The organism is Streptomyces sp. EDA2-14 (assembly GCF_054963755.1).
On sequence record NZ_JBUEGE010000012.1, the window covers coordinates 38284 to 62894 of the forward strand.

General features: G+C 69.6%; 21 protein-coding genes and 1 tRNA gene. 13 read left to right on the forward strand and 9 right to left on the reverse strand.

Going from position 1 to position 24611, the window contains the following annotated elements; genetic code table 11:
- Positions 1–172: 172 nt before the first annotated feature.
- A complete protein-coding gene (locus tag ACY34M_RS25840; RefSeq protein WP_462720902.1) occupies positions 173–1630 on the reverse strand; it encodes a potassium/proton antiporter in 1458 nt (485 codons plus the stop codon).
- A 285-nt stretch (positions 1631–1915) separates the two neighbouring features.
- Between ACY34M_RS25840 and ACY34M_RS25845 the strand changes: the two genes are divergently transcribed.
- The 3 genes from ACY34M_RS25845 (at position 1916) to ACY34M_RS25855 (ending at position 6466) form a co-directional block, all read left to right on the forward strand.
- Entirely contained in the window at positions 1916–4669 is a 2754-nt protein-coding gene (locus ACY34M_RS25845; RefSeq protein ID WP_462720903.1) for a penicillin acylase family protein, read from the forward strand.
- A 268-nt stretch (positions 4670–4937) separates the two neighbouring features.
- A complete protein-coding gene (locus ACY34M_RS25850; RefSeq protein WP_462720904.1) occupies positions 4938–5348 on the forward strand; it encodes a hypothetical protein in 411 nt (136 codons plus the stop codon).
- A gap of 152 nt (positions 5349–5500) precedes the next feature.
- Positions 5501–6466, forward strand: a complete 966-nt coding sequence (locus tag ACY34M_RS25855) for a hypothetical protein (RefSeq protein ID WP_462720905.1) — start codon at positions 5501–5503, stop codon at positions 6464–6466.
- A 420-nt stretch (positions 6467–6886) separates the two neighbouring features.
- On the opposite strand, the gene ACY34M_RS25860 is transcribed toward ACY34M_RS25855, so the two are convergent.
- Entirely contained in the window at positions 6887–7507 is a 621-nt protein-coding gene (locus tag ACY34M_RS25860; protein ID WP_462720906.1) for a 5-formyltetrahydrofolate cyclo-ligase, read from the reverse strand.
- Positions 7508–7601: 94 nt separating this feature from the next.
- On the opposite strand from ACY34M_RS25860, the gene galU reads away from it, so the two are divergent.
- The 7 genes from galU (at position 7602) to ACY34M_RS25895 (ending at position 13319) form a co-directional block, all read left to right on the forward strand.
- Complete coding sequence (galU, locus tag ACY34M_RS25865) at positions 7602–8504, forward strand: UTP--glucose-1-phosphate uridylyltransferase GalU (RefSeq protein ID WP_462720907.1); 903 nt, start codon at positions 7602–7604, stop codon at positions 8502–8504.
- 131 nt (positions 8505–8635) lie between these two features.
- On the forward strand, positions 8636–9982 hold the full coding sequence (glp, locus tag ACY34M_RS25870; RefSeq protein ID WP_462720908.1) for a molybdotransferase-like divisome protein Glp: 1347 nt from the start codon (positions 8636–8638) through the stop codon (positions 9980–9982).
- Positions 9983–10078: 96 nt separating this feature from the next.
- Positions 10079–10606, forward strand: a complete 528-nt coding sequence (moaC, locus tag ACY34M_RS25875; RefSeq protein WP_462720909.1) for a cyclic pyranopterin monophosphate synthase MoaC — start codon at positions 10079–10081, stop codon at positions 10604–10606.
- On the forward strand, positions 10603–11130 hold the full coding sequence (locus ACY34M_RS25880; RefSeq protein ID WP_462720910.1) for a MogA/MoaB family molybdenum cofactor biosynthesis protein: 528 nt from the start codon (positions 10603–10605) through the stop codon (positions 11128–11130). The genes moaC and ACY34M_RS25880 overlap by 4 nt, the downstream gene beginning before the upstream one ends.
- 20 nt (positions 11131–11150) lie before the next feature.
- On the forward strand, positions 11151–11795 hold the full coding sequence (locus ACY34M_RS25885; RefSeq protein ID WP_462720911.1) for a GNAT family N-acetyltransferase: 645 nt from the start codon (positions 11151–11153) through the stop codon (positions 11793–11795).
- Positions 11796–11966: 171 nt separating this feature from the next.
- Positions 11967–13154 carry a divisome protein SepX/GlpR gene (gene sepX, locus ACY34M_RS25890; RefSeq protein ID WP_462720912.1) on the forward strand — a complete coding sequence of 396 codons (1188 nt, stop codon included), beginning with the start codon at positions 11967–11969 and terminating at the stop codon, positions 13152–13154.
- 91 nt (positions 13155–13245) lie between these two features.
- Positions 13246–13319: transfer RNA gene (locus ACY34M_RS25895), tRNA-Ala, on the forward strand.
- Positions 13320–13386: 67 nt separating this feature from the next.
- On the opposite strand, the gene ACY34M_RS25900 is transcribed toward ACY34M_RS25895, so the two are convergent.
- A complete protein-coding gene (locus tag ACY34M_RS25900) occupies positions 13387–13893 on the reverse strand; it encodes a GNAT family N-acetyltransferase (RefSeq protein ID WP_462720913.1) in 507 nt (168 codons plus the stop codon).
- A gap of 46 nt (positions 13894–13939) precedes the next feature.
- On the opposite strand from ACY34M_RS25900, the gene ACY34M_RS25905 reads away from it, so the two are divergent.
- Positions 13940–14764: an exodeoxyribonuclease III gene (locus tag ACY34M_RS25905; RefSeq protein WP_462720914.1), complete on the forward strand. Its 825-nt coding sequence runs from the start codon at positions 13940–13942 to the stop codon at positions 14762–14764.
- Between the two features lie 65 nt (positions 14765–14829).
- Here ACY34M_RS25905 and ACY34M_RS25910 read toward each other — a convergent pair whose 3' ends face one another.
- The 4 genes from ACY34M_RS25910 to ACY34M_RS25925 all read right to left on the reverse strand — a co-directional run bounded on the left by ACY34M_RS25910 (position 14830) and on the right by ACY34M_RS25925 (position 18466).
- Positions 14830–15012, reverse strand: a complete 183-nt coding sequence (locus ACY34M_RS25910) for a hypothetical protein (RefSeq protein ID WP_462720915.1) — start codon at positions 15010–15012, stop codon at positions 14830–14832.
- 99 nt (positions 15013–15111) lie between these two features.
- Positions 15112–15987, reverse strand: a complete 876-nt coding sequence (locus ACY34M_RS25915; RefSeq protein ID WP_462720916.1) for an SDR family oxidoreductase — start codon at positions 15985–15987, stop codon at positions 15112–15114.
- The gene (locus ACY34M_RS25920; protein WP_462724125.1) at positions 15984–16928 is read right to left on the reverse strand and encodes an alpha/beta fold hydrolase; all 945 of its coding nucleotides are present in this window, start codon (positions 16926–16928) and stop codon (positions 15984–15986) included. The genes ACY34M_RS25915 and ACY34M_RS25920 overlap by 4 nt, the downstream gene beginning before the upstream one ends.
- Positions 16925–18466 carry a flavin-containing monooxygenase gene (locus ACY34M_RS25925; RefSeq protein WP_462720917.1) on the reverse strand — a complete coding sequence of 514 codons (1542 nt, stop codon included), beginning with the start codon at positions 18464–18466 and terminating at the stop codon, positions 16925–16927. Before ACY34M_RS25925 ends, ACY34M_RS25920 begins: the two co-directional genes overlap by 4 nt.
- Positions 18467–18710: 244 nt before the next feature.
- On the opposite strand from ACY34M_RS25925, the gene ACY34M_RS25930 reads away from it, so the two are divergent.
- Complete coding sequence (locus ACY34M_RS25930) at positions 18711–19340, forward strand: MerR family transcriptional regulator (RefSeq protein ID WP_462721068.1); 630 nt, start codon at positions 18711–18713, stop codon at positions 19338–19340.
- On the opposite strand, the gene ACY34M_RS25935 is transcribed toward ACY34M_RS25930, so the two are convergent.
- Both ACY34M_RS25935 and ACY34M_RS25940 read right to left on the reverse strand, forming a co-directional pair.
- Positions 19329–20336, reverse strand: a complete 1008-nt coding sequence (locus ACY34M_RS25935) for a DUF6528 family protein (RefSeq protein WP_462720918.1) — start codon at positions 20334–20336, stop codon at positions 19329–19331. The two genes, ACY34M_RS25930 and ACY34M_RS25935, sit on opposite strands and share 12 nt — an antisense overlap.
- 119 nt (positions 20337–20455) lie before the next feature.
- Positions 20456–23782 carry a S41 family peptidase gene (locus ACY34M_RS25940; RefSeq protein WP_462720919.1) on the reverse strand — a complete coding sequence of 1109 codons (3327 nt, stop codon included), beginning with the start codon at positions 23780–23782 and terminating at the stop codon, positions 20456–20458.
- Positions 23783–23936: 154 nt separating this feature from the next.
- On the opposite strand from ACY34M_RS25940, the gene ACY34M_RS25945 reads away from it, so the two are divergent.
- Positions 23937–24524 (forward strand): TetR/AcrR family transcriptional regulator, encoded by a 588-nt coding sequence (locus tag ACY34M_RS25945; RefSeq protein WP_462720920.1) that lies wholly within the window; start codon positions 23937–23939, stop codon positions 24522–24524.
- The last annotated feature ends 87 nt before the right edge of the window (positions 24525–24611 follow it).

Here is a 24611-nt window from a genome sequence, read left to right on the forward strand (position 1 = left end):
CCGTCCTCATGCGCCGGGAACCGAGTGATACCTACGGTCCGCGCCAGGAGAGGCCCTGGGCCGAGCAGTCGGGCGCTGTGAAGCGCGGTGCTGCAAGGGGACCGCGGCCGCTTTGCGGTCGCGCCGGCTCTACGTCAGGCAGAGTCGGTCGTACGTGGTCTGTGCATCCATGCTAACGGGAGTTCGGGCCCGCGGTGCCCAGCCAGCCGGCCAGCTTGCCGCCCGCGGCGACGGCCCGCAGGCGCGCCTCGGCGGCGTCGCGCACCGGGTCCGTGGCGACGACCAGGAGTTCGTCGCCCCGGCGCAGCACGGTGGTCGGTGCGGGCACGGAGGAGGTGCCGTCGCGGACGACGAGCGTGACGGCGGCGCCCTTCGGCAGCCGCAGTTCGCCGACCTCCACGCCGTGCATCCGCGAGCTCTCCGGGATGGACACGGACAGCAGGTGTCCGCGCAGCCGCTCCAGGGGCGCCGATTCGATGCCGAGGTCGGCGGCGTCGGAGGTGTTGCCCAGGCGCAGCTTTCCGGCGAGCCAGGGCAGGGTCGGCCCCTGGATGAGGGTGTAGACGACGACCAGGACGAAGACGATGTTGAAGATGCGCTGGCTGTCGGCGACGCCCGTGACCATCGGGATGGTCGCCAGGATGATGGGCACGGCGCCGCGCAGGCCCGCCCACGACATGAGGGCTTCCTCCGGCCACGGTATGCGGAAGGGAGCCAGGCTGACGACGACCGACAGGGGGCGCGCGACCATCGTGAGGACCAGGCCGATGAGGAGCGCGGGCACGATGTCGTCGGCCAGCTCGTGCGGGGTGACGAGGAGACCGAGCAGGACGAACATGCCGATCTGCGCGATCCAGCCGAGCCCTTCGGCGAAGCCGCGGGTGGCGGGCCAGTGCGGCAGCTTGGCGTTGCCCAGCACCATCGCGGCCAGGTAGACGGCGAGGAAGCCACTGCCGTGGGCCATGGCGCCCGCGGCGTACGCGACGGTGGCGATGGACAGCACGGCGATCGGGTAGAGGCCGGAGGCGGGCAGTGCCACGTGCCGCAGGCCGTAGGAGCCGAGCCAGCCGACCGCGAGTCCGATGGCCGCGCCGATGGCGAGCTCCAGGGCGATCTCGCCGACGAGGACGTACCAGTGCTCCATGGGTCCCGCGGCGGAGAACGCGACGACCAGGATGACGACAGGGGCGTCGTTGAAGCCGGACTCGGCTTCCAGGACGCCGGTCACGCGGGACGGCAGCGGCACCCTGCGCAGGACGGAGAAGACCGCCGCGGCGTCCGTGGAGGAGACCACGGCGCCGATGATGAGTGCCTGTTGCCACTCGAGGCCCACCAGGTAGTGCGCGCCCGTGGCCGTCACGCCCACGCTGACCGCGATGCCCACGAGGGACAGGGCGGCGGCCGCCGGGAGCGCGGGTTTGATCTGCTTCCACTTCGTGCCGAGTCCGCCTTCGGCGAGGATCACGACGAGCGCCGCGTAGCCGATGACCTGGGTCAGTTCGGCGTTGCTGAAGGAGACATGGCCCAGCCCGTCCTGGCCCATGACGACGCCGATGCCGAGGTAGAGCAGGAGGCTCGGCAGTCCGCTGCGCGAGGAGACGCGCACGGCGGCGACCGCCACGAGCAGCACGAGTGCGCTGACGAGCAGAAGCTGGTTGAGCTGGTGGACAGTCAGGGGCCGTTCCTTCCAGAGGGGGCACTGCGACAGGGAAGTTACTTCGTTACCTTACCTAATCGTTAACGCTTTCTTGATGCCGGTTACGTCACCCCGCTCTTCGCGGGAACCTCCGTGGGAACCTGCGTAGGAATCTTCGGAGGACCTCGCTTCCCTACTCCGCGTCCGGAGCCGCACCCCACTGCTCGTAAGGTTGCTCTCGCCCTCCCGCCCGGTTAGCGAAGGACAGCAAGGACCGCGATGCCCTCCACTACGAACGCCTCTGCCGGCAGCCCGCCCGGCAAGAAGAAGGGGCGCCGAGCCCGACTGATCGTGATCGTGCTCGTGTTGGCCGTTCTCGCGGGCATCGGATTCGGTGCCTACTGGAGCGTCGACAGCGTCCGCGCCTCCATGCCGCAGACGACGGGGTCCATCCAACTCGACGGGCTCGACGGGCCGGTGCAGGTCAAGCGGGACAGCTACGGGATCCCGCAGATCTACGCGTCCACGGACCACGACCTGTTCATGGCGCAGGGCTATGTGCAGGCGCAGGACCGGTTCTACGAGATGGACGTTCGGCGTCACACGACCTCCGGTCGGCTCTCCGAGATGTTCGGCAAGGGGCAGGTCAAGACCGACGAGTTCCTGCGCACCATGGGCTGGCACCGGGTGGCGCAGAAGGAGTACGACTCCAAGCTGTCGCCCGCGACCAAGAAGTACCTCCAGGCGTACTCCAAGGGGGTCAACTCCTACTTGGGCGGCAAGAGCGGCAAGGACATCTCCGCGGAGTACGTCGCGCTCGGCTTCGAGAACGACTACAAGCCGCAGAAGTGGTCGCCGGTGGACTCGGTGGCCTGGCTCAAGGCGATGGCCTGGGACCTGCGCGGCAACATGCAGGAGGAGATCGACCGCTCGCTGATGACGAGCCGACTCGGCCCGAAGCAGATCGCCGACCTGTACCCCGACTACCCGTACTCGCGGCACAAGCCGATCGTGCAGAAGGGCGGGTACAACAGTGCCACGAAGTCGTTCGACGCGTCCTCCGGCGGCGGTACGAGCACGCAGTCGACCGGGGCGGCGGGCACCGGTCTGACGGACGACGCGACGGCTCCCAGCGGCCTCCAGAGCCAGCTGGGCGGCCTCACCGAGGTCCTGGACAAGATTCCCGAGTCCGCGGGCCTCGGACCCAACGGCAACGGCATCGGCTCCAACTCGTGGGTGGTCTCGGGCGCCCACACCATCACCGGCAAGCCGCTGCTCGCCAACGACCCGCACCTGGCGCCGCAACTGCCGTCTGTCTGGTACCAGATGGGGCTGCACTGCACGAGCGTCTCCAGCAAGTGTCAGCACGACACGTCCGGTTACACGTTCGCCGGCATGCCGGGCGTGGTCATCGGCCACAACCAGAACATCTCCTGGGGCCTGACCAACTCCGGCGTCGACGTCACCGACCTCTACCTGGAGAAGTTCAGCGGCGACGGCTACCTCGTCGACGACAGGACGGTGCCGTTCAAGACCCGCAAGGAGACCATCAAGGTCGCCGGCGGGGACTCCAAGACGATCATCGTGCGCGAGACCGACAACGGGCCGCTGCTGTCCGACCGGAACTCCGAACTCGTCAAGGTCGGCAAGAAGGCCTCGGTCGACGCGGCGGCCCCGGACCGTGGCGACGGCTACGGCATCGCCCTGCGCTGGACCGCGCTGCAGCCGGGCAACTCCATGGACGCCGTCTTCAACCTCGACAAGGCGTCGAACTGGTCCGAGTTCCGCAAGGCGTCCGCCGACTTCGAGGTGCCCTCGCAGAACCTCACGTACGCCGACACCGAGGGCAACATCGGCTACCAGCTGCCGGGCCGGATCCCGACCCGCGGCGAGGGCGACGGCTCGCTGCCGTCGCCGGGCTGGGACTCCAAGTACCGCTGGACCGGCTACATCAAGCAGAACGAGCTGCCCTACGAGTTCAACCCGAAGCGCGGCTACATCGTGACCGCCAATCAGGCCGTGGTCGACGACAGCTACCCGTACACGCTGACCAAGGACTGGGGCTACGGCACCCGCAGCCAGCGCATCACCGACCTGATCGAGTCCAAGATCAAGGACGGCGGCAAGATCTCGACCGACGACATGCGCACCATGCAGATGGACAACAGCAGCGAGATCGCCAAGCTGCTCGTGCCCTACCTGCAGAAGATCGACATCAAGGACAAGGACGTCAGGGACGCGCAGCAGCTCCTGGACAACTGGGACTACACGCAGAACCCGGACTCGGCGGCCGCGGCCTACTTCAACTCCGTGTGGCGCAACATCCTCAAGCTCGCCTTCGGCAACAAGCTGCCCAAGGAACTGCGCGTCGAGGGCCAGTGCCTGAGCGTCGAACCGGTCGACAAGAGCGGCCCCGCCGACGAGGACCGCCGGGTCCGTGAGTGCGGCGAGCGCTCGGCGGACCAGGCGCAGCCGGACGGCGGCGACCGCTGGTTCGAGGTCGTCCGCAAGATCATCAAGGACGAGAAGAACGACTGGTGGAAGACGCCGGGCAGCCGCACGGACGACCCCACGAAGACCCGCGACAAGCTGTTCGAGCGCGCCATGCGGGACGCCCGCTGGGACCTCACGGCCAAGCTCGGCAAGGACATCGACACCTGGAGCTGGGGCCGGCTGCACAAGCTGGAGCTGAAGAACCAGACCCTCGGCACCGAGGGCCCCGGCTGGCTGCAGTACGTGCTCAACCGCGGCCCCTGGAAGCTGGGCGGCGGCGAGGCGGCCGTCAACGCGACCGGCTGGAACGCCGCGGGCGGCTACGGGGTCGACTGGGTGCCGTCCATGCGGATGGTCGTCAACATGGAGGACCTCGACAAGTCGAAGTGGATCAACCTCACCGGCGCATCGGGGCACACCTTCAGCGACCACTACACGGACCAGACCGAGAAGTGGGTCAAGGGTGACCTGCTGCCGTGGCACTTCACCGAAAACGCCATCGACGACAGCACTGTGGGCACGCTGACGTTGAAGCCGTGAGGCGGGCGTAGCCGCGCGATAAGTGCCGTGGGGTTGAACCGCTCGATTTCGCGACTGTGAGGGTCCTGGCTTTGGGGAAAGTCGGCGTTGACGCAATCTCGAAGACGAGGAAGCGGCAGGAGCAGCTCAATGGTCGGCCGACCGTAGGTCTTACATCAGTTGTGTGCAAGCCATGGACACCTTGCGGATTGTGTGATCAGATAACTTTGCTCTGGGGGGGGGACCCCTTTCGGGCGTGCCGAAGTAATTCCACGAGATAGGGGATGTCGTGCGAAAGAATCTCTCAGTTGTCGGTGCCGTAGTGGCTGCTGGCGTGGCAGTATCTTTGATGGGCGCTGCGCCAGCCTGGGCGGGGCCGAGCAATGATTGCGATGTGCCGAATGTGTGCATCCACTACAACAGCTCCACTAATGGGTATGGGGCGTATTTTGAGCAGAAGAGCTCGATTAATGATTACGCGCCGTACAAGTTTAAGGCTGGAGCTAACGGTAGTGCCGGATCCGGTCTTTCGGTGAAGAATAACGCCGCTTTTATCTGGAATCATAACGACAGGGCGTTCCAGGTTTTCTACAACAGTTATTTTAGCTGCGCGGTGGCTTGTCAGACCATCGCGGCACATGGCCAGGTGAACCTGAATTCTCAGCTCAAGAACAATAACGCCTCCGGTATGTATAAGTAGTAGTACTCGCGGTAGCGTTCGAGGGCTTGGTGTTGACGGGGAAATTTTGGATCGCGCTGTTCGGGGAAAGGCCGGCTGGTCGGTCCCGGACTCGGAGAACTTTTGATTTCCCCGTCGACCGCTCCGATTGGTTCTTTGTTAAAGGTGGTTCTATGGATGGGAAAAGATCGTACAGTGCTGCGATCGCCCTCGCCGCCTTCTCTGTTTCGGTGTCCGGTTGTGGGGGTCCAGGTGATGAGGGTGTAGCAACGTCGGATGCATCCTCTGTCCTGCAGCGTGGAACGCGTATCGAACGAATGATCAGCGCGCGAGATCGAGAACTCCCTTTGGATAAGTACCTGCTCAATTCTCGGCAGTATACGTATCTGCAGGACGCCTACGGAAAAATCATGTCTAAGTGCATGAAGCGCTACGGTTTCGAGTATGAGATCCCGAAGGCTGTGGACCCTTCCGGTGGGATGGGGCGGGATGCCCCCCGCACGAGGATTGACGGGCGATATGGCTATCAGAGCATGTCGCATGCGCGCGCCTGGGGCTACCACCCGGCAGGGGGAGTCCCCGAGCAGAACCTTTCTGATTCTGACAGTCAGGCTGTGGATAGAAGTTCAGCTTGGTCGTTCGCTGCGCGAGGAACCCGTGACCCTAAGAAGGAGACTGGCCCTGGCGGTCGCACCAAGGGTGGTCAACAGGTCCCGGTTGGTGGATGTGTAGGGGGCGCGCTGGAGCAGCTCACGGGTAGCCGAAAAGGTGGGCTAGGGGATTCTGAGCTTGCCACCAACCTAAAATTCAGCACCCTAGCTGAGTCTCAAAAGGACAGTGCCACGCGTGACGTATTTAAGCGGTGGTCTGCATGCATGGAGGGGGAGGGTTATGGCTACTCGGACCCTATTGCGGCTCTCAATGATCCGCAATGGCGTAGCGAAGTCAAGCCCACCAACAAAGAGATTCGTGTGGCGGTCACGGATCAGCGGTGCAGGAAGAAAGAGAATGTTGTTGGGGTCTGGTTCTATGTTGATAAACAGCTTCAAGAGCGTGTCGAAGTCAAGCATAAAAAAGATCTCATGCGCGTCAAGAAGAGTATCGATAACAGGGTCGAGGCCGCTCGACGCCTTCGCTGATCACTGAGCCTGAACTCGTGAAGTCGTTGGGTCAAGGGATAGGTCGGTTCCGGCGAGGCGTCCGTCGATGAAGTCGCTGTGGTGTTCGATGGCGCGTAGGTCATGCCTGACTGTCTGGGCCAAGTGGTCGGGGCTGGTGAAGGCGATGTTGCTGAGCCAGCGGCATCGTGCAGGGATTGGATACCTTCAACTGGGTTGAGGTCCGGAGCGTAGGGGGGCAGTTGGTGGTCGGTCGGGCAGTCCGGGTTAGCGACCCAGGCGCGCAGGACGCGTAGAGTAGGACCCGATAGGCATCTCCACCTCATCAGTGCTTCTCTCCACGCGACGACCTGGATCCTAGACAAGACCCATCGTTGAAGGTCAGGAGCACTCTTCTCGTTTCTGATCCCCATTGGACAACCGACCGCGTGAAGGTCTGATTTAGAAGCGCCGCACGCCCGACGGCGTGACGACGGCGTCCACGGCCTTGTCGTGCGCCTCCCGCGGGACGTGCGCGACCACTTCGCTGTCGTGCAGCAGCACGACCAGGGCGGGCCGCGCGCCGGCCGCCTCCAGGCGCGCGAGCACCCGGTCGTACGAGCCCCCGCCCCGCCCGAGCCGCATCCCGCGCGCGTCCACCGCGAGCCCCGGCAGCAGCACGACGTCGGCCTCCAGGACGGCGTCGGGGCCGAGCCGCTCGCCGCCGGGCTCCGAGAGGGCGATCTTTCCCGGGTGGCGCACGTCCGTGAGCGAACCGGGCCCGTCGTACGCGCCCCAGTCCAGGTCGTTGTCGGCCAGCAGGGCCGGCAGCAGGACACGCGTCCCGCGCGCGCGGAGGGCGTCGAGGAGCGCGCCCGTCCCCGGCTCGCCGCCCACGGAGACGTAGGCCGCCACCGTGCGGGCCTGCGCCAACTCGTCGAGTTCGAAAGCCCGTCGGGCCACGGCCCGCTCCGTCTCCCGGACGTCATCGGCTGTCAATGCTTTCCTCACCCGCAGGAACTCCCGCCGCAATGCGGGCTTGTCAGGGTGGGCGCCGCGTGGATCGCTCGTGTGCGGACTCATAGGCGGGTCACAAACCTCTCCTGTTCAACGCATATATGTGCGTACAAAGCGGACCCACAGATTCCGCCCATAGCAGCCGGATATGGTGACCCGCATGACTGACGCGCACACCAGGATCACCAAGGCTGTCATCCCCGCGGCGGGCCTCGGCACCCGGTTCCTCCCGGCCACCAAGGCAACGCCCAAGGAGATGCTCCCGGTCGTCGACAAGCCGGCGATCCAGTACGTGGTCGAGGAGGCCGCGTCAGCGGGGCTCGGCGACGTACTGATGATCACAGGTCGCAACAAGCGCCCACTCGAGGACCACTTCGACCGCAACCACGAGCTGGAGGCGGCCCTTCAGAAGAAGGGCGACGCGAGCCGCCTGGCCAAGGTCCAGGAGTCGAACGACCTCGCCACCATCCACTATGTGCGCCAGGGCGACCCCAGGGGCCTCGGCCACGCCGTCCTGTGCGCCGCCCCGCACGTCGGGGACGAACCGTTCGCGGTCCTGCTCGGCGACGACCTGATCGACCCCCGCGACCCGCTGCTCCAGAAGATGGTCGAGGTCCAGGAGGAGCACGGCGGCAGCGTCATCGCCCTCATGGAGGTCGAGCCCTCGCAGATCCACCTCTACGGCTGCGCCGCCGTCCAGGCCACCGACGACGGCGACGTCGTGAAGGTCACCGACCTCGTGGAGAAGCCGGACCCGGCCGACGCCCCGTCCAACTACGCCATCATCGGCCGCTACGTCCTCGACCCCGCCGTCTTCGGCATACTGCGCAAGACCGAGCCCGGCCGCGGCGGCGAGATCCAGCTCACCGACGCACTCCAGCAGCTCGCCGCCGACGAGAAGGTCGGCGGCCCCGTGCACGGCGTCGTCTTCAAGGGCCGCCGCTACGACACCGGCGACCGCGGCGACTACCTCAAGGCCATCGTCCGCCTCGCCTGCGAACGTGAGGACCTGGGACCGGAGTTCCGCTCCTGGCTGCGCGGCTACGTCGCCGACGAGATCTGAGACCCCCGCTCCCCGAAGGACCTGCGCCCCGGTACGGCCCACCACCTCCCGGGTGTCACATATCGCCCGTGGTAATAACACCTGAGGCCACCGGAGAATCAGCACACCGGCACGAGGAGCAGGGAGCAGCAGTGAACAGTTTCAGTGCCACGACGGACCAGGCGCAGATCTGGTCGGTGGACGAGCACCTGGAGGACATCCTCGGCACCGTCCAGGCGCTCGACCCCATCGAGCTCCAACTCCTCGACGCACAGGGCTGTGTACTCGTCGAAGAGGTGACGGTCCCGCTGTCGCTGCCGCCGTTCGACAACAGCTCGATGGACGGCTACGCGGTGCGCGTCGCGGACATCGCGGGCGCGAGCGAGGAGTTCCCCGCCGTGCTCACGGTGATCGGCGACGTCGCCGCGGGCCAGGCCGAACAGCCCACCGTCGGCCCCGGCGAGGCCGCCCGCATCATGACGGGCGCCCCGCTGCCGCCCGGCGCCGAGGCCGTGGTCCCCGTGGAGTGGACCGACGGAGGGCTCGGCGCGGGCCCCGTCACCTCGATGGCCGCCCACAGCGCCGCCCCCGAGGGCGCATCCGGCGAGGTCCGCGTGCACCGCCCCGCCGAGGCACGCGCGCACGTACGCGCGCAGGGCAGCGACGTAAAGGCGGGGGACCGGGCGCTCACCGTCGGCACCGTCCTCGGCCCGCCGCAGATCGCGCTGCTCGCCGCCATCGGCCGCGGCACCGTACGCGTGTGCCCGCGCCCGCGCGTGGTCGTCGTCTCCACCGGCACCGAACTCGTCCAGCCCGGCGAGCAGTTGGCGCCGGGCCAGATCTACGACTCCAACAGCTTCGCCCTCACCGCCGCCGCCCGCGACGCCGGAGCCATCGCCTACCGGGTGGGCGCGGTCTCCGACGACGCCGAGACGCTCCGCTCCACCATCGAGGACCAGCTGATCCGCGCCGACCTGATCGTGACGACGGGCGGTGTCAGCGTCGGCGCGTACGACGTGGTCAAGGAGGCCCTGAGCGGCATCGGCGACCCGGACGACGAGGAGGGCATCGGGGCGGGCAGCGGCGTCGAGTTCCGCAAGCTCGCCATGCAGCCCGGCAAGCCGCAGGGCTTCGGCTCCATCGGCCCCGACCACACCCCGCTGCTCGCGCTGCCGGGCAACCCCGTGTCGTCGTACGTCTCCTTCGAACTGTTCGTACGCCCCGCGATCCGCACCCTGATGGGCCTGCCCGAGGACTGCGTGCACCGCCCGACGGCCCGCGCGAAGCTGACCGCCGACAAGGCGCTGACCTCGCCCGCCGGGCGCCGCCAGTTCCTGCGCGGTGTCCACGACGCCGAGGCCGGCGAGGTCGCTCCCGTCGGCGGCGCCGGCTCGCACCTCATCGCCGCGCTCGCGCAGGCGGACTCGCTGATCGTGGTGCCCGAGGACATGACGTCCGTGGAGCCGGGCGCCGAGGTGGACGTGGTCCTGCTGGGCTGACCCGGCCGACTGTCGGAGGCTCGCGATAGCGTGTCGCGCACTAATCGTCCGGCGCGCCGCACCGCGCACGGCTCGGATCGGGAGCGCCACAGCACCATGAGCACTTCGCAGCATCAGCAGGACCAGCAGGACCGGACCGACCGGCTCACGCACATCGACGAGGCGGGCGCCGCCCGCATGGTCGACGTGTCACAGAAGGACGTCACCGCGCGCACCGCCCGTGCCAGCGGCCGCGTCCTCGTCTCGCCGCGCGTGGTGGAGCTGCTGCGCGGCGAGGGCGTGCCCAAGGGGGACGCGCTCGCCACGGCACGCATCGCGGGAATCATGGGCGCCAAGCGCACCCCCGACCTGATCCCGCTCTGCCACCCGCTGGCGGTGTCCGGGGTGAAGCTCGACCTCTCCGTGGCCGACGACGCGGTGGAGATCCTCGCCACCGTGAAGACCACGGACCGCACGGGCGTCGAGATGGAGGCGCTCACGGCGGTCTCGGTCGCCGCGCTCACGGTCGTCGACATGGTCAAGGCGGTCGACAAGGGGGCCGTCATCTCGGACGTCCGGGTCGAGGAGAAGACGGGCGGCAAGTCCGGCACGTGGAATCGGGAGAACCGGGAGGACCGCGCATGAGCGACAGCTACCGCGCCCTCGTCGTGACGGCCTCCAACCGGGCCGCCGCGGGGGTCTACGAGGACAAGGGCGGCCCCCTGATCGGGGAAGGCCTCAGAAAGCTGGGCTTCGCCGTCGAGGGCCCCCAGGTGGTGCCGGACGGCGACCCCGTGGAGGCCGCCCTGCGGGCCGCGGTCGAGGCGGAGTACGACGTCGTGCTCACCACTGGCGGCACCGGCATCTCGCCCACCGACCGCACCCCCGAGGCGACGGCCCGTGTCCTCGACCGGGAGGTACCGGGCATCCCGGAGGCGATCCGGGCGTACGGCCGGGAGAAAGTGCCCACCGCGGCGCTCTCGCGTGGCCTCGCGGGGGTCGCCGGGCGCACACTGATCGTGAACCTGCCGGGTTCCAGCGGGGGCGTGAAGGACGGGCTCGCCGTCCTCGGGCCGCTGCTGACCCACGCCGTCGACCAGATCCACGGCGGCGACCACCCCAGAAGCGATCCCAGACCCGACGTCCAGGCACCCGGGGGTGCGCGCTGAACAGCCCGTCGTGGCCCGTCGTGCTGGCGGAGGGCGATGTCGTCCTCCGCCCCATAAAGCTGCGCGACCAGCGCGCCTGGCGCGAAGTGAACCGGCGCAACCGGGACTGGCTGCGCCCCTGGGAGGCGACCATCCCGCCGCCCACCCCGAGCGGTCCGATCACCCACCGCCCGACATACCGTCAAATGGTGCGCCATCTGCGCTCGGAGGCGAACGCGGGCCGGATGCTGCCCTTCGTCGTCGAGTACCAGGGCCGCCTCGTCGGGCAGTTGACCGTCGCCGGGATCACCTGGGGGTCGATGTGCTCGGGCCACGTCGGGTACTGGGTGGACCAGTCGGTGGCGGGCCGCGGCGTGATCCCGACGGCCGTCGCGCTCGCGGTCGACCACTGCTTCCGCACCGTGGGGCTGCACCGCATCGAGGTCTGCATTCGGCCGGAGAACGGGCCGAGCCGCAGGGTCGTGGAGAAACTCGGATTCCGCGAGGAAGGGCTTCGTCCACGATATCTTCACATCGACGGGGCCTGGCGCGACCATCTGGTCTTCGCGCTCACCGCCGAGGAGGTCCCGGAAGGGCTCCTGAAGCGCCGTCGTCGTGGGCGACGCGGTAATACCGCAGGTCCGAGTGCCCCCAATGCGGTCGATCCGGGCGCCCCCTCGAAATAAAATAAATGTTCGAATTTGATCGATGAGGCACCGTCAGGGGTCATTGAATTCCCCCGAAGGTCGGCCCGTTGATCACATCCATCGCAAAAAAGCTCGGATTATCAGCCAGATCGTGCGACACACCGGCTCAATTGGCGGATGGCCCCGTGCAAACCCCTCTACGGTGTGTCCGTGAGCAGCAGCGGCCTCATCTACGCAGTCATCGTCGGGGCCTGGGCCGCCTACTTGGTGCCGATGTGGCTCCGTAGGCAGGACGAGTTGAACGAAGCTCGTCCGACGGAACGCTTCAGCACCGCCATCCGGCTTCTCTCCGGCCGGGCGGGCATGGAGCGCCGGTACGCCAAGGACCTGCAGGCGCGCTCGCCCGAGTCGGACGAGCGCGGCGACCCGGTCGACCCGGACGCGCCCACCGATCCGGTGGGCGTCCGGGACTTCGGCATGTCTCCGTCCGGGGAGCGCCGCTCCCCGCGCACGGGGCGCTCCCGCGAGCCCGAACCGGCGGCCGAGGCCAAGGCGCCCGCCAAGCCCCGCGCCGCCCGCCCCACTTCCGCCGGCTCCGCCTCCGCGGCCTCCGCCGCCCAGGCGCAGGCCGCGCGCGCCCGGCGCACCAAGGTGCTCGCGCGCCGCCGTCGCACGACCGTGCTGCTCTTCATCGCCTTCACGCTCGGCGCCGTCGTCGCCGCGGTCGGCGGCGTCCCCTTCCTGTGGGCGCCCGCGGCCCCCGCCGTGCTCCTCAGCGCGTACATCGTCTACCTGCGCACCCAGGAACGACGCAGGTTCGCCTACGTCATGGACCGACAGCGCGCCGAGGTCGCGGCCCAGCGTCTGCGCGAGCGTCAGCCGCGCAGGCGGCAGCCGGCCACGTCCCGCGCCGCGGCCGAGGACCTGGAGGACGGACCAGTCGTCGACGAGACGGCCACCGACCCCGGACTCGAAGCCCTCGCCGCCGACCGGCGCGCGCTCGTCGAGCAGACCGACCATCAGGAGTGGGTCGACCAGCAGCGCGAGCGGCAGCGCCACCCCGGCCCCGGCGACAGCTGGGACCCGGTCCCCGTGCCGCTGCCCACCTACGTCACCGCCCCCGTCGCCCCGCGCGCCACCGGCGGCATCGACTACAACGCGCCCGAGACGTGGAGCTCCGCCCGCTCCTCCGCCGCGGAACAGGCCGCCCAGCGGCAGTCGCAGGAGGAGTACGCCCCGGAGCCCGCCGCGGAATCGGCCGAGCCGGTCGCCGACGACGGACGCAGCGACGCCCGCCGCGCCGCCTCCGCCCGCCGCTCCCGCGAGCGCGGACGCACGCCGCTCTTCGACCAGTTCGACGACGACGCCGACGGACGGCCGCGCGCCGCCAACGAGTGAGCCCGACCACTCCGGAGCCCTCCCGGCTGACCAGCCAGGGAACGGATTTCCAAGCACCCGGATCGGGGTGCTAGAGTTTCACTCGTTGCAAGGGCGTGTGGCGCAGTCCGGTAGCGCACCTCGTTCGCATCGAGGGGGCCAGGGGTTCGAATCCCCTCACGTCCACAGCAACGAAAGCCCCGACGGGAGACCGTCGGGGCTTTCGCGTATCCACGGGTGCGACCCCCGCGTTCTACAGCGCCTTCCCGAAGCACCGGCTCAACTCGTCGAACCGGTAGTGCCCGAACCGCTCGCACGGCTCGTAACCGCTCGACGTGTAGAGGGCTATCGCCTCCGGCTGCTTGGTGCCCGTCTCCAGCACCATCCGGGTGCGCCCCGCCGCGCGGGCGTCCTCCTCCAGCGCCGCGAGGATCCGCCGGGCAAGCCCCAGACCGCGCGCCTCCGGCGTGACGTACATGCGCTTCAACTCGGCGTCGCCGTCCGCGTACCCCTCGTCGTTCGCGTCCTGGGTGCGCCAGCCGCCGGTCGCGAGCGGCGTGCCCGCGGCGTCGTACGCGATCAGGTAGAGGCCGTGCGGCGGCTCGAACATCGTCGGATCCAGCGGAGTGACGTCGCCCTCGTCGCCGTAGCGCTCCGCGTACTCGAGCTGGACGCGGTCGTTCAGCGCGATCGCGTCGCGGTGGCCGAAGGACGTGGGGCGCAGGTCGGGGGCCGACACCCCGGGAAGCTGGATACTCATGCGAACCATCGTAACTCTATGCGGGTGCTTACGGTCGGGCCGTCCAGTGTGCCGGTATCGTGCCGGGGTGCTGACTGTGACCTCTGTGAATGTGAACGGACTACGGGCCGCCGCCAAGAAGGGCTTCGTGGAGTGGCTCGCCGAGACCTCGGCCGACGCGGTGTGCCTGCAAGAGGTGCGCGCCGAGCCGCACCAGCTGCCCGAGACCGTGCGTGAGCCCGAGGGGTGGCACGTCGTGCACGCCCCGGCCGCCGCCAAGGGCCGGGCCGGCGTCTCCCTCTACACGCGCCGCGAGCCGGACCGGGTGCAGATCGGTTTCGGTGCGGACGAGTTCGCGGACAGCGGCCGCTACGTCGAGGTGGACCTGCCGGGCGTCACCGTCGCCAGCCTCTACCTGCCCTCCGGCGAGGTCGGCACCGAGCGCCAGGACGAGAAGATCCGGTTCATGGACGCGTTCCTGCCCTATCTGAAGGCCCTGCGCGAGCGGGCCGCCGCCGACGGCCGCGAGGTCGTGGTCTGCGGCGACTGGAACATCGCCCACCAGGAGGCCGACCTCAAGAACTGGAAGGGCAACAAGAAGAACTCCGGCTTCCTGCCGGAGGAGCGCGAGTGGCTGTCCACCGTCTTCGAACCCTCCGACGGCGGCTACGTCGACGTGGTGCGCTCACTCCACCCGGACGTCGAGGGCCCGTACTCGTGGTGGTCGTACCGGGGGCGGGCTTTCGACAACGATTCCGGATGGCGCATCGACTATCTCGTGTCGACGCCGGGGCTCGCCGAGCGCGCGGTGAAGGGGTACGTCGAGCGAGCCGCCACGCACGACGAGCGCTGGTCGGACCACGCGCCGGTCACGGTGGTCTTCGACCACTGAGCCGCACATGACGGGGCCCCGGCCGGATGTCCGGCCGGGGCCCCGTCACATGTCCTCAGGCGGCGTCACTGCTGGAAGCGGTCCTTGGCCTCCTCGGCGGCGTCCTGCGCCTTGTCCTTCGCCTGGTCCATGCCTTCCTTGGCGCGGTCCTGGCCTTCCTCGGCCTTGTTGTCGGAACCGCCCATGGCGTCCTTGGCCTTGTTCTGCAGGTCCTCGGCCTTGTCCTTGAACTGGTCAGCGATACCCATGTGATGCACTCCGTGAAGGATGGGGGATGGGCCTCGACCAGACTGACACGGTGCCCCATATGTCGCATTTTGATCAATGACGCACCGTAAAGGACCAGGTCAGCGGCCCCGCGAAGCCTCGTCCGCGGCGCCGCCCGCGCCCACGAGGCCCTTCGAGATCGAGCCGAGCCGGCCCTCGAAGCGGCGCACCTTCTGCTGGCCGACGATGCCGATCGCCGCGGGCAGGTAGCCGCGGATGCCCTGCATGCCGCGCAGCCACCACTGCGCGTACACGTGCGGGGACCGCCGCTCGATGCCCGCCACGAGCCGGTCGACGGCCGGGCCCAGCGGGTACGTCTTGTTCGCCGGCCACGGCAGCTGCTGGCGCAGCTCGCGCATCACGTCGTCCTGGTCGGCGCCGCGCACCATGTCGGTGTCCGTCCACGACAGGTAGCCGACGCCGACCCGGACGCCCTTGTGGCCGACCTCGGCGCGCAGGCAGTGCGCGTACGCCTCCACGCCGGACTTCGAGGCGCAGTACGCGGTCATCATCGGGGCGGGCGTGATCGCGGCGAGCGAGGCGACCTGGAGGAGGTAGCCGCGCGACTCCGTGAGGACGGGGAGGAAGGCGCGGGCGGTCACGGCGGAGCCGACGAGGTTGACCTCGATGACCCGCCGCCAGGCGATCGGGTCGGAGTCGGCGAAGGGGCCGCCGGTCGCGACGCCCGCGTTGGCGACGACGATGTCGACCTTCCCGAACCGGTCCTTGACCTCCTGCGCGACCTGCGCCATGGCCACGTGGTCCGTGACGTCCGCGTGCCACCAGTCGGCGTCGGAGTGCAGCCGCGCGGCCACCTGCTTCAACTCGTCCGGCTCCAGGCCGATCAGCGCGATCTTCGCTCCGCGCGCCGACAGCTTGCGGGCGAGCAGCTCGCCCACGCCGCGTGCGGCACCCGTGACGACCGCGACCTGTCCTTCGAGACTGACCTTGCTCATGCGGCATCCGCCCCCTTCGGCGACTGTGAATCCACGTATTCCTGCGACAGTTCACGGATCTTCGCCGTGACGGCTTCGGGCGCCTCGATGGGCGTCATGTGGCCGAGCCCCGGCAGCTCGGTCAGGCCCGTGCAGTCGGGCAGCGCGGCGGCGATGCGCCGGGCGTGGGTGACCGGGGTGAGCCGGTCGGCGGTGCCCGCGAGGACGGCGACCGGCATCGTCAGCTGCTCGACACCGGCGTCCACCTGGAGGTGTTCCAGCACGTGCGACCAGCCGTGGCGGACCTGGCGCGGGCAGGCGTGCACGATCCGTGCGCAGGCCTCGACCTTGTCGGGGGCGGAACCGGCGCCCATGGTCGCGTACTTGAGGACCTTCTTGCCGATCGGCGTGACGGGTCCGAGCGGCGCCTTCGAGCCGAGGATCGCGCGGGTGATCCGGGTGCGCAGGGTGCTCTCGCGCATCACCGGCACCACGGTCGCCTGTGCGACGAGCTGCGAGCTGCCGGTGCTGCACAGCAGGACGGCGGCGGCGTGCTCCTTGAACGTGGGGCGCGCGGCGGCGGCCATCATGGTCATGCCGCCCATGGAGTGCCCGGCGAGCACGGCCCGCTCGCCCGGCGCGAGCGTCGCGGCGAGCACGGCCTCCAGGTCGTCGGCCAGCATGTCGGTGGTGTACGGGAGTTGGGCCGAGGCCGGGCTGCGGCCGTGTCCCCGCTGGTCGTAGGCGATGACCCGGTGGTCGGTGGCGAGGGCCCGTACCTGGGTGGCCCAGAACGCGGTGGAGCAGGTCCAGCCGTGCGAGAGCACCACGGCGGGGGCCTTCTCGGGGCCGTGCACCTCGACGTGCAGCTGTGCCCCGTCGGCGGAGGTGACGGTCAGTTCACGGGCGGCGACGGGCGGGGCGTACGGTCCCGTCGTCACATGGCGCATCAGGCGGCTCACGCGGCACTCACCTCGGTCTTCTTCTTGTTCTTGGTACGTGCGGTGGGCGCGGCCGGCTTCGCGGGCGGGCGCACCACCTCGTACTCGCCTACGTCGACATGCCGGGTGGCATGCCGGAACTCGGTCGTCGTGCCCGGCCACACCGTCGTGTTGACGCCGTTCTCGTCGAGGTACCAGCTGTTGCAGCCGCCGGTGTTCCACACGGTGCGCTTCATGCGGTCCTGTACGCGGTTGTTCCAGCCGGTCACGGCGGTCTCGCGCGGGGTGAGCGCGACCCGGCCGCCGAGCACGTTCAGCTGGCGCATGTAGTCGGCCAGGTAGTTCAGCTGGGCCTCGATCATGAGGATCATCGAGGAGTTCCCGAGGCCGGTGTTCGGGCCGATGACCGTCATGAAGTTGGGGAATCCGGTGGCGGTGGCGCCGCGCAGTGCCTTCATGCCGTTCTTCCACGACTGCATGAGGGTGTCGCCGTCGGCGCCCACCACGCGGTCCGCGATCGGCATGTCGGTGACGTGGAACCCGGTGCCGAAGACGATCGCGTCGACCTCGGCCTCGCTGCCGTCGGAGGCCACGAGGGTGTTGCCGCGGATCTCGCTCAGTCCGGAGGCGACGACGTCGACGTTGGGCCGGGCGAGCGCCGGATAGTACGTGTTGGAGAGCAGGATCCGCTTGCAGCCGATGCGGTAGTCCGGGGTGAGCTTGGCGCGCAGCCCGGGGTCCTTGATCGCGCGGTGCATGTTCCGCTTGGCGAGCTGTTCGACCATGCCCAGTTCGTTGGGGTGCTTGGTGAACGCCTGGACCTGCAGCTCCCTGATGCCCCAGAGGAGTCCGCGGCGGGCCCGGGTGGTGAAGGGCAGCTGTCGGTGCAGCCAGCGCTCGCCCTTGGAGACGGCCCGGTCGGCGCGCGGCATCACCCACGGCGGGGTGCGCTGGAAGAGGGTGAGCCTGCCGACCTCCTTCTGGATGGCCGGGACGATCTGGATGGCGGAGGCGCCGGTCCCGATCATGGCGACGCGCTTGCCCCGCAGGTCGTAGTCGTGGTCCCACCGCGCGGAGTGGAAGACCTTGCCGGGGAAGGTGTCGATGCCGGGGATGTCCGGTGTCTTGGGGTCGGACAGGGGGCCGGTGGCGGACACGACGACGTCGGCGGTGAGTGTGCCCTGTGCGGTGTCGATCTCCCACCACAGCTCGTCGTTGTCCCAGCGCAGCTGCTGAACCTCGGAGTTGAGGCGGATGTGCGGCCGCAGCCGGAAGGTGTCGGCGACGTGCTCCAGGTACTCCCGGATGTGCTCCTGTCCGGAGAACGTCCGGGGCCAGTCCGGGTTGGGCGCGAACGAGAAGGAGTAGAGGTGGGAGGGGACGTCGCAGGCGCAGCCCGGATAGCTGTTGTCGCGCCAGGTCCCGCCGACCGCGTCGGCCCGCTCCAGGACGACGAAGTCGGTGATTCCCTCGCGTCGCAGCCGGACCGCCGCGCCGAGGCCGCCGAAGCCGGACCCGATCACCGCCACTCGTACGTGCTCGTGCTCCTGATCGGGCATTCCGGCGCCTCCCTTGCCGCGCGACTCTGCCAGTGAACACTGGCGTAATTCGGAGAGTAGAGCTTCCGCGTACTCATGGGTAGGGGTCGGACCGAGGAAAGTTACCGGCAGTACGCCCACCCGTCGCCCGACCACCGCCCCTCAACGGGGCCCTCCGGGCCGCAGTGCTTGTCATAAGGTTTCCGACGTGGAGAAGGCGCAGAAGGAAGTGACAGAACGCGGCGAGGGCAAGCGCGAGTACCGCATGGAGGAGCTGGCGAAAGCCGCCGGCATCACGGTCCGCACCGTGCGCTTCTACCGTGAGCGGGGGCTCATCAAGCCGCCCCGCCGCGAGGGCCGCATCGCCTGGTACGACGAGACGCACCTGGACCGGCTGCGCACGATCGCCTCGCTCCTGGACCGCGGCCACACCCTCAGCGGCATCAGTGAACTGTCCGAGGCCTTCGACCGCGGCCGCGACGTCGGCGAACTCCTCGGCGTCCAGCCCACCGAGGAGGTCCCCGTCCGCCTCTCCGCGGCGGAGCTCGCCGACTACTTCGCGGACGACGTCACGCCCGAGAACCTCCAGGCCGCCCTGGACCTCGGCTACTTGGGCATCGACGGCGAGGAGATCGTGCACATCAGCCGCCGCCTGCTCGACATCTCGGCGGCCCTGGTCCGCGAGGGCATCCCGCTGGCCGACGTGCTGGCGGCGGCGAGGCGGGTGCGCGACCACGCCGACGCCCTGGCCGCGCTCTTCACCGACCTCGTCGCCACCCACGCCTCCGACAAGGACATCGACCGGCTGCGCCCGCTGGCGAAGGGGGTCGTGGAGGCGGAGCTGTCCCTCGCGATCGACCGCAGGCTGGAATCGCCCGACGCGTCAGCGGGGTAGCCACCAACGGGCCTTGTAGATCCCGCCGTTGACGTACCTGAAGGAGCCGCTCGGCCGGTGCAGGCTCACGGTCGTGGTCCACCAGGTCTCCCCGAGCCCGGGCTCCGGCACGGTGGTGACGACCCGCCCGGTCCGCGGATCGTCCCCCGCGCACTTCACGGACTTGCGGGCGATCTCCGTGGCGCCCGCGAAGTCCTGCACGAAGCGCCGGCCGACGATGTCGTACTGGAACACGGACGCGCTGGTCGTCACCCACATCCGCCCCGGCACCCCCGCCACGGGGAACAGGTCGTGCCCGCCGGCGGACTTCCCCGGAGTGGCGACGGGCAGGGCCACGGCGAACTGCCGCACCAGCGTGGGCCGTACGCGCCCCTCCACCCGGTAGGCCACCAGCTCGTCGTCCCCCATGGCCCACAGCACCTCGCGCACGGAGTCCCAGTGCAGCCCGTGGGCCCCCTTCAGCTCGGCCTCGGTGTACCGCCTGGTGTGCGGGCCGAGAGACGCCGCGTACAGCCGCACCAGCGCGCCCGTGCTGCACGCGACGGCCACGTTCCCGTCTGGGAGGATCTCGGCGGTGTGCGGGTTGATCAGGTCGTCGCCGGGGCCGAGCGCCCCGGCCCAGTACCGCCGCCCGCTCGGCCACTCCACGACGCCCGCGAACCCGAACGAGGTGGTGGTCAGTACGAAGGTGCGCCCGCGGTACCGCCGCACCTTCGCCTCGCTCGGATACACCCAGCTGATGTCGGGCTCGACGTCCCGGTACCGGGCGTCGCCCACGGGCGAGAACGCCCACCGCACGACGGAGGGGGTGACCTCCGGATCCCAGACGGGGACGCGCGAATCCATCACGAGCAGCCGCTTGCTCGCCTGCTCGGTGATGAGGACGGGCGGCAAGCCCGAGGATGCGGCGGCGGCTCTCCCCGTACCGCCGAGCGCGAGTCCGGCTCCGATTCCCGCGGCACCGAGCAGGATCCCTCTTCGTGAACCGTGCGACATGAAAACCCCCTGAGCGACAGGTAGTTGACCGCGACATCGCCATGTACGCGCCCAGAATCTGTCATCTCAGGGGGAAGGAGTAAGCCCTCCGCAGGACATTGGTCCGGCGGAGGGCCCGGTCACCGCGGTGGCAGCTTCGGCCGCCTCCTGTCCGGTACGTCGGAGTAGTCGGGCGGTGTCGTCGCGCCCTGTTCCGCCAGCAGGTTCAGCGCCAGCTCCACCGCGTCGTCGAGCTGTGCGTGGCGGCCCTCCGCCCAGTCGAGGGGGGTGCGCAGGGCCTCGATGTCCGGTTCCACGCCGCGGTTCTCGATGGACCAGCCGTACTGGGGGAACCAGGCCGCGTTCATCGGCACCGTGATCACCGTGCCGTCGCCGAGCTTGTGCCGTCCTGTCATGCCGACGACGCCGCCCCAGGTGCGCTGGCCGACGACCGGGCCGAGCGCGAGCAGCTTGAAGGCGGCCGCGATCATGTCGCCGTCGGAGGAGGTGGCCTCGTCGGCGAGGGCGACGACCGGGCCGCGCGGGGCGTTCGAGGCGTACGAGACGGCCTGGGCGTTGCGGGTCAGGTCCCAGCCGATGATCTTCCGGGTGAGTTTCTCGACGACGAGTTCGCTGATGTGGCCGCCCGCGTTGCCGCGTACGTCGACGATGAGCGCGGGCCGGGAGACCTCCATGCGCAGATCGCGGTTGAACTGGGCCCAGCCGGAGCCGCCCATGTCGGGGATGTGCAGGTAGCCGCACTTGCCGCCGCTCAGCTCGCGGACGACGGCGCGGCGTTTGGCCACCCAGTCCTGGTAGCGCAGCGGGCGCTCGTCGACGAGCGGGACGACGGCGACGCGGCGGGGCCGGCCGCCGCCCTCCGCGGGCGTGAAGGTCAGCTCGACGGTCGTGCCGCCCGCCCCGGCGAGCAGCGGGTAGGGGCCCGCGACCGGGTCGACCGGGCGGCCGTCGATGTGGGTGAGGACGGCGCCGTCGCGGATGCCGGTGCCGGCGAGCGGGGAGCGGGCCTTGGAGTCGGAGGAGTCGCCGGGCAGGATCCGTTGCAGCGTCCAACGGCCCTCGCGGCAGACGAAGTTGGCGCCGAGGAGGCCCTGGGCCCGCTGGAAGTGGGGTGGGCCCTCGTTGCGGCGGGCGGCGGCGACGTACGCGTGCGAGGTGCCCAGTTCGCCGAGGACCTCGCGGAGGAGATCCGCGAACTCGTCGGGGGACGCGACGCGTTCGACCAGCGGCCGGTACTGGTCGAGCACGGCGTCCCAGTCGATGCCGCACATCTTCGGTTCCCAGAAGTAGGCGCGGATGATCCGGCCCGCCTCGTCGTACGCCTGCCGCCACTCGGCGCCCGGGTCGACCTCGTGCAGGATGCGGCGCAGGTCGATCCAGACCGTGGTGTCGTTGTCCCCGGCTTCGGTGGACGGCACGGCCTCCAGCTCGCCCTCGTCGACGACGACCAGCCGGGAGCCGTCGCCGCTGACCGCGAACCAGTCCATGTGGGCGACGAGCTGGGACTTCTTGCCCTTGACCAGGTCGAAGTGTTCGAGGGTGGGCTGGGCCGAGGGGTCGGCCGGGTTGGCGAAGGTCTCGCCGAGCGCGCCGGAGATCGGCCAGCGCAGCCAGACGAGGCCGCCGCCGGACACCGGGTGCAGCGCCGAGTACTTGGACGCCGAGACGGGGAACGGCACGACGCGGTTGGCGAGCCCCTCGATCTCCACGGTCGGTGTGCCGTCGCCGCCCGTGTCCTCGACCGGGTCGAGGCCGCCCGCCGCGGTCCGCCCGTCGGGGGAGAGCGCGAACGGGGACGGCGTCGCCGACGACAGCGGCACGAGGTAGGGGCGGCAGCCCAGCGGGAACGACAGGTCGCCCGTGTGCACGTCGTAGACCGGGTCGAAGCCGCGCCAGGAGAGGAAGGCGAGATAGCGGCCGTCCCGCGTGAACACCGGGTTCTCGTCCTCGAAGCGGCCGTTGGTGACGTCGACGACCGTCGCGGTCTCGGCCTTGGCCGCGCCGAGCGCGGTGGAGCCGCCGCCCCTGTTGATCCGGGCCATCTTGATCTGCCGCAGGGAGCGGCCGATGCCGGGGTGCGACCAGGTCAGCCAGGCGCCGTCGGGGGAGAAGGCGAGATCGCGGACGGGGCCGTTCGTGGAGCGGATCAGTTCGGTGACGGCCGGTTCCTCCAGCGGCGCCTCGCCGCCCTCCTCGGCCACGTCGATCAGCAGCAGCCGCCCGTCGTTCGAGGCGATCGCCAGCCGCTCCCCGTCCGGGTCCGAGACCAGTTCCTGTACGCGGCCCAACCGGCCGGAGGCGAACCGGCGGGGCGGCCGGTCGCCGCTGGCCCGCGGCAGATACGCGATCTCCACGGCGTCCTCGCCGTCGGCGTCGGTGACGTAGGCGACCTGCCCGCCGGAGCCCAGCATCTCGGGCAGGCGCACGCGTACGCCGGGGGTGTCGGCGATGGTGCGGGCGGGGCCGTCGCGGTGCGTGAGCCAGTACAGGCTGCCGCGGACGACGACGGCGCTGGCCCGGCCCGTCTCGTCGACGGACAGCGAGTCGACGTGGAGGGCGGCGGGCACCTGGTAGCTGCGCCGCCCCGCGCGCGGCCCGCCGAGCCGGACCCGCAGCCTGCGCGGCACCGAGTCCGGGTCGAGGTCGTCGAGGATCCACAGCTCGCCCGCGCACTGGTAGACGACGCGGCTGCCGTCGGTGGAGGCGTGCCGGGCGTAGAAGGCGTCGTGGTCGGTGTGGCGGCGCAGGTCGGTGCCGTCGGGGCGGCACGAGTAGACGTTGCCGATGCCCTCGTGGTCGGAGAGGAACGCGATGCGGCCGTCCACGAACATCGGGTCGTCCAGATGCCCGTCGAGGTCGTCGAGGATCCGCTGCCCGTGCACCCACAGGCGGCCCTGCGCGCCGCCCCGGTAGCGCTTCCAGGCGGCCGGCTCGTGCGGCGGCGTACCGGTCAGGAGCAGCGTCCGCCGCTCGCCGTCGATGTCGGCGACCTGGATGTCGGAGACCGGGCCCCAGGGCAGCTTGCCGCCGGGGGAGCCGTCGGTGGGGACGCTGTAGGCGAAGGTGAAGTACGAGAAGGGCTCGCCGTGCGAGGCGACCGCGAGGATGTCGGCCTTCCCGTCCTTGTCGGGGGGCGACCAGCCGCGCACCTGGGTGTCGACGCTGCCCCAGTACGTGAGGCGGCGCGCGGAGCCGCCGTCGACCGGCGCCACGTAGATCTCCGGGTCGAGGCTGCGCCACGTCGTGTACGCGAGGTGGCGGCCGTCGGGGGAGAAGCGCGGGTGGCTGACCTTGGTGCGGTCGACGGTGACCCGCCAGGCGCGCGCCGAGCCGTCGAGCGGTGCCACCCACAGGTCGTCCTCGGCGGCGAAGCACAGTCTCTCGCCGCTGATGTGCGGGAAGCGCAGGTACGCCCGGCCGTCTGCGGCGTCGGATTCCTCAGTCACCTCAGTCACCTCCTCATGCTTTTCCGCGACGCGGGCTCCGGCAACCGGGACTCGCCGGGAAGGTGTGGCGCAGCGCACGTACGAAACCGTTTCGTTTCGTTAGCGGGCAGGGTACTTTTATGGCGTACGCATACGGAGAGGTCAGGTGGGTGTCATGGTCGCGGAGGCAACGGCGCGCCGCAGCCGCATCACGCCCGAGCGCGAGGCCGAGCTGTACGGCGCCGTGCTCGACCTTCTCCGCGAGGTCGGCTACGACGCCCTGACCATGGACGCCGTCGCCACCCGCACGCGGTCCAGCAAGGCCACGCTCTACCGTCAGTGGGGCGGGAAGGCCGAGCTGGTGGTGAAGGCCCTGCGGAGCCAGAAGCCGCACTTCGACGAGGTCGACACCGGCTCGCTGCGCGGCGATCTGCACGCGATCGCGCACCGCGAGGACGACTGTCACATGGAGCAGAACAGCGCGCTGATGCGCGGCCTGATGGTGGCCGTGCACGCCAACCCGGATCTGCTCGCCGCCTTCAAGGAGTGGATCGTCGAGCCCGAGATGACGGGTGTCGAGCGGATGGTGCGCAGAGCGGTGGACAGGGGCGAGGTCCGGGCCGACAACCCGGCGCTCGGCTATCTGATCCACATGCTGATCGGCGCGTTCGCCACCCGCACGCTCATCGACGAGCAGCCCCCCACGCAGGAATACCTCGTTTCGTACATCGACGCTGTGGTCATCCCCGCCCTCAGCGCCTGACCCTTCCCCGCTGTTCCACCTGACGCACAACCGCTCATGTCGTCGGGCCGATGACCCCTGCCCCGCCGTCCTGTTGGACCCACGACT